General features: G+C 41.3%; 8 protein-coding genes. 1 reads left to right on the top strand and 7 read right to left on the bottom strand.

The genetic code is table 11. From position 1 onward, the window contains the following. The 5 genes from KGY70_17435 to KGY70_17415 all read right to left on the bottom strand — a co-directional run. Window positions 1-758 (bottom strand): DUF4197 domain-containing protein (locus KGY70_17435; protein MBS3776985.1); only part of this gene is annotated, 758 nt, incomplete at its 3' end. Between the two features lie 177 nt (window positions 759-935). Beyond that, window positions 936-1,331, bottom strand: a complete 396-nt coding sequence (locus KGY70_17430; GenBank protein MBS3776984.1) for an HIT family protein — start codon at window positions 1,329-1,331, stop codon at window positions 936-938. Between the two features lie 12 nt (window positions 1,332-1,343). Further along, window positions 1,344-1,817 (bottom strand): transcription elongation factor GreA, encoded by a 474-nt coding sequence (gene greA / locus KGY70_17425; protein ID MBS3776983.1) that lies wholly within the window; start codon window positions 1,815-1,817, stop codon window positions 1,344-1,346. 182 nt (window positions 1,818-1,999) lie between these two features. Further along, complete coding sequence (locus KGY70_17420; GenBank protein ID MBS3776982.1) at window positions 2,000-2,470, bottom strand: hypothetical protein; 471 nt, start codon at window positions 2,468-2,470, stop codon at window positions 2,000-2,002. Between the two features lie 18 nt (window positions 2,471-2,488). Next, window positions 2,489-2,821: a hypothetical protein gene (locus tag KGY70_17415; GenBank protein ID MBS3776981.1), complete on the bottom strand. Its 333-nt coding sequence runs from the start codon at window positions 2,819-2,821 to the stop codon at window positions 2,489-2,491. 62 nt (window positions 2,822-2,883) lie between these two features. Between KGY70_17415 and KGY70_17410 the strand changes: the two genes are divergently transcribed. Next, window positions 2,884-3,345, top strand: coding sequence for a hypothetical protein (locus KGY70_17410; GenBank protein ID MBS3776980.1), 462 nt, complete (start codon window positions 2,884-2,886; stop codon window positions 3,343-3,345). Here KGY70_17410 and ribF read toward each other — a convergent pair. Together ribF and KGY70_17400 are read right to left on the bottom strand one after the other, a co-directional pair. Then, window positions 3,335-4,279, bottom strand: a complete 945-nt coding sequence (gene ribF / locus KGY70_17405; GenBank protein MBS3776979.1) for a riboflavin biosynthesis protein RibF — start codon at window positions 4,277-4,279, stop codon at window positions 3,335-3,337. The genes KGY70_17410 and ribF overlap by 11 nt on opposite strands. A gap of 52 nt (window positions 4,280-4,331) precedes the next feature. Next, on the bottom strand, window positions 4,332-4,516 hold a 185-nt coding region (locus tag KGY70_17400; protein ID MBS3776978.1), incomplete at its 5' end, for a hypothetical protein.

Here is a 4,516-nt window from a genome sequence, read left to right as displayed (position 1 = left end):
TCTTCAACGAGTGTACCTGACCATTGGGCCGGATCTTTCCGAATTTCTTTCTCTTCATTGGCTACCTTGAGGAACAGACCATCCAGTGCTTTTTCGGTAACGAATACATCGAGTTCGGTATCCACGGTTTCCATGCCCAGGGGTTCAGCCGTGGCGTTGTAGGTTGAGGTAAGGTCATCCCATAATTGTTTGGTGGATACTCCGCCTACCCATTCTCTCTTCAGTGAGTTATTTATTTTGGGGCGAAATGTATCGAACAGCTCATCATATGTGGTTGCAATGAGGTAACCTGTTGCTGCGGTGGAATCAAAAGCTGCTTCCTGGTTGCTGGTATCGGCCGGATTTTTCCCGTTCAAAATGTTCCACCCATCGGCAATGGAGAGGGAAACGATGGCATCTTTCAGAATGGGAGAAGCTTCCGAAGCTGCATCTTCTGCAGACCGGTTGATGCTCAGCACGACATCGTCTATTAGCTGATCCAGCCCAAGAAACTGGAATGATGCGTCGTCCTTATGTTCATAGATTATATCCGCTTCCGGTGGGAGCATGATTTTGATGGCTTCATCCTTGTAATATCCATTGACCTCAGAGGTTACCGCAACGGCTGTGTCGGAGCCCACTTCAAGGGCGGTTTTTAAACCTTTTACTACTTCTTCTTCTGAAAGTCCGGTGTCTTTATCTTTGAACAGGCTGTCCATTTCTTCACAGGAAGCTACCAGAAAGGCAATAATTACCAGTAAAATTTTGAATCGATTCATATTTTTTTCCTTTTTACTCTTAAACCAGGTAAAAAGTTGCAAAAAAATGAAATGATCCGAAAGGTTTTGGTGTTTGCTTTTTATTACTATGGATATGGATCTCAGTGATTGTATATAAATATTCAGGGAGCTTGTATAGAAGTAGTAAGCGAATTACACGATTATCCGTTCTATTGCCTATTCCAGGGCTCCTCTTATTTTTTCGGCGATCTCCTCCAATTCCTCATCGGAAAGCTTCATTTTGGGCTGGGTGAAACTGGCATCACTCTCTTTATCGAGGGGTATCAGGTGAATGTGGGCGTGAGGTACCTCCATGCCCAAAACCACTACACCAACCCGCTTGCATTTAATCACCCGGTCAATGGCCCTGGCTATTCGTTTGGCAAAGACCATCATCCCTCCCAGGGTCTGGTCATCGAGATCGAACAGGTAATCGGTTTCTTCTTTGGGTACCACCAATGTGTGGCCCTTCTTCAGGGGGTTGATATCCAGAAATGCGTAATAATGCTCATCCTCCACTATTTTGTGGGAGGGGATTTCTCCATTGATGATCTTTGAAAAAATGGTTGCCATAGGAATGAAGTTTTATAATTTTATTTCCAGGATTTCAAATGGAATGATGCCATTGGGTACCTCTACTTCCACAACATCACCCACCTCGCTTCCTAACAAGCCTTTTGCAATAGGTGAACTGACCGAGATCTTCTTCTGTTTCAGATCGGCTTCGGTCTCCGAAACTATGGTGTATTCCATAACGGAATTGTTCTTCTTGTTCTTGATCTTTACGGTATTCATTATCTGGACCTTATTGGTGTCTATTTTTGATTCATCCAGCACCCTTGCATTGGCTATGGTATTTTTTAACCGTGAAATTTTCATTTCAAGCATGCCCTGGGCTTCTTTGGCCGCATCATATTCTGCGTTTTCAGATAAGTCTCCCTTATCCCTGGCATCGGCAATTTGCTTCTTAATTTTCGGGCGTTCAACCGTTTCCAGCTGCTTTAGTTCTTCCTGTAATTTTTTCAGGCCTTTTTCAGTTACGTAAGAAACTTGAGACATTTTTCACCACCATTTTTAAATTTAACAAATAAAAATAACGAAAAAGTTTACCGCCCATCTGCGGAAAACTTTTTCAATCACAAAAATACATAAAATTTTAAATTAACTACAATGGAATCGCATGAATGCTTTTTTTATTTTATTGCGCTCAAAAATCATACGATTCTTAATCCTTATTGAATTTAAAAATATTTTCTGTTGATGATCTCCGAATAGATAATACCTTCTTCTACATCAAACTTTTCTTTTATTGTCTGAATTTTTGACTTTTTTTCTTTTTTACGTTTTTTTGCGCTCCGGGTTTTCTTTGAAGGGGATGATTTTTCTCCATGTTCGGTTTTTGTTGTTGCTCCCTGCCTTTCCTCTTTTGCTTTGAGAGGGGGTTCTTCCTCTTTCCTTCGGATTTCCTCTGCTTCTTCCCCTTCTTCCCTTTTTTCTTCAACATCCGTTACATCTTCCCGCGAATTCGCTTCTTCACTGCTTCCTTGCAAAGAGGAACGCTCCGTTCCCGTTTCATCCCAAAAGGATTCTGTTGATGTATTATCAAACGGTTGTTTACTGGTTTTATTTTGACCGCTTTGTTTTTTTACTGAAGCGATTATTGAAATGATGAGTGTAACAATTAAAATCAAAAAGCCAACTATGTTTTCCATGATGTATCGTTGTTTAAGTTAGTTATTATACAGACCCTTATCCCGGCCCTTGAAAAGATCAAAAAACCATTCAAACCAGTTTTTTACTTGTTTGAGCCAGTAGAAACTGTTGCTTTTTCGGTTATTTTCACGCCATGACTCTGACTTTGCTTTGTTGTAGTCCATCCTTTTTTGGGTTCTTTCTGCCTGCCTTTCGTAATGTTTTTCCCTGAAATCCGCCCTGGCTTCTTCATAGCTTTTCCGTTCCTTTGCTTCGGTATTTTTATTAACTTTGTCCGGCCGGTCGGGTTGAGTTACTGACCTGATAAGCTGGCAACCGGATGAAGCAGCTAAAAGACCGGTAATCAACATAAAAAGTAAAACAATCTTCTTTCTGACCGCAACAGTTTTTAAACCTTTTTGTTTGGACAAAAATGACATATCAGCATTCAAATATAAGAATATTTTACGTTTTTGCATTGATATTGTTACTGTTTATTGGATGCGAAGATCAGCAGCAACCTTTTCCGTATGTATATGTTAATGTTACTTTTGATATCGGTACCGAACTGGATAATCTTGCCATAGGAGAGTATGTTCTTTTGGAAACGGAGGCTTGTAGTGAAGCTGAAAATTGTGGGTATGGGGGATTGATTATTTACCGTTCGGCCCAGTATAGTTACCAGGCCTTTGACCGGGCATGTCCTTATAAACCCGAGGATAAATGCCTTTTAGAAAGGGATGATGAATTTGAAAGTTTGGTTGCATGTCCTTGCTGCGGATCACGGTTTATAGTAACAGATGATGGTAGATATTTTGATGGGCCTGCACAACGCAGATTAAAAGAATATAACGCTTATAAGGAAAGTGCTAATCAACTGAAAATTACGAATTAGATGTGTCCGACAGAATTTGCAAGGAACTCTCCTTATCCACCTTCAACTGCTCCACCAGTTCATCCACATGGTTAAACTTCTTTTCAGCGCGTATGCGCTGAATCATATGAATGGTAATTTCCTTATTGTAGATGTCTTCGTCAAAGTCGAATAAATGGGTTTCAATCGAAACTTTGTTTCTCTGGCCGCCAACGGTGGGCCTGTAACCGATATTTAACATGCCTTTCAGGGTTTTGTTTTCCGGATTGGCCTTGATGGCATAAACCCCGTCTTTGGGAATCAGTTTATAGGGATCATGAGGTTCGATGTTGGCGGTAGGAAATCCGATTTTTTGTCCGATCCGGTTTCCGCCAATCACGCGTCCCATTATAAAATAGAAATATCCGAGGTATTGATTTGCTTTTTTCAGATTGCCATCCAAAAGTGCATTTCTTATTACGGTGGAACTGATCTCTGTGCCTTCTTCAGATTTTGCGTCAAGGCGTTCTACCTGAAAGTTATACTTTGCCGAACAAGCTTCCACATCCCTGAAGTTGCCTTTCCCTCCTTTTCCGAAATGGTGGTCGTATCCTATAAGCAGATGTTCCACACCGATCTTGTCCACAAGGATATCCTTAATGAAATCGCAGGCTTTCAGCCGGCTGAGCTCTTCAGTGAAAGGAAGAATAACCAGGTGATCGATTTGTTGTTTTTCCAGGAGCCACTTTTTTTCTTCCAGGCAGTTGAGGAGGCGAAGATTTTCTACGTCCTTTTTCAGCACAATCCTCGGGTGGGGCCAGAGGGTTACTACCACCGACTCTCCCCCGATCTCCGTTGCCCGGTTAACCAGATTGGAAATAATGGCCTTATGGCCCTTGTGTACCCCATCAAAAACACCTATGGTCACCACAGGTTTTTTGGCCTGGAAGCTTTCTAATTCCGTATATATCCTCACGTTAAAACGAACATTGAATTTGAATGACAAAATTATAAAAAAAGGAACCGGCTTAAAAACTCAATTGGAGTTCCTGTTCGGTATAAAAGTTATTATCTTCGAATTTTATAAAATAGGGTAATGGATGAGGGAAGAAGCCGGGTGGGAAAAGGATCACGCGGATATAATGAGCGGCGTTTAGGACGGGCGGAATGGCAGAACCTTGATCAGTAAAGGGAATGGAGTTCAATATACATA

The sequence above is a fragment of the Bacteroidales bacterium genome (assembly GCA_018334875.1).
GTDB lineage: Bacteria > Bacteroidota > Bacteroidia > Bacteroidales > UBA12077 > JAGXLC01.
This window is presented reverse-complemented; position numbering and strand designations above follow the sequence as displayed.

Bases quoted from the DNA above. Each gene is read 5' to 3' on its own strand.
- KGY70_17415 (MBS3776981.1), bottom strand. From the start codon at position 2,821: ATGTTGATTACCGGTCTTTTAGCTGCTTCATCCGGTTGCCAGCTTATC.
- KGY70_17430 (MBS3776984.1), bottom strand. From the start codon at position 1,331: ATGGCAACCATTTTTTCAAAGATCATCAATGGAGAAATCCCCTCCCAC.
- KGY70_17420 (MBS3776982.1), bottom strand. From the start codon at position 2,470: ATGGAAAACATAGTTGGCTTTTTGATTTTAATTGTTACACTCATCATT.
- greA (MBS3776983.1), bottom strand. From the start codon at position 1,817: ATGTCTCAAGTTTCTTACGTAACTGAAAAAGGCCTGAAAAAATTACAG.
- KGY70_17410 (MBS3776980.1), top strand. From the start codon at position 2,884: ATGACATATCAGCATTCAAATATAAGAATATTTTACGTTTTTGCATTG.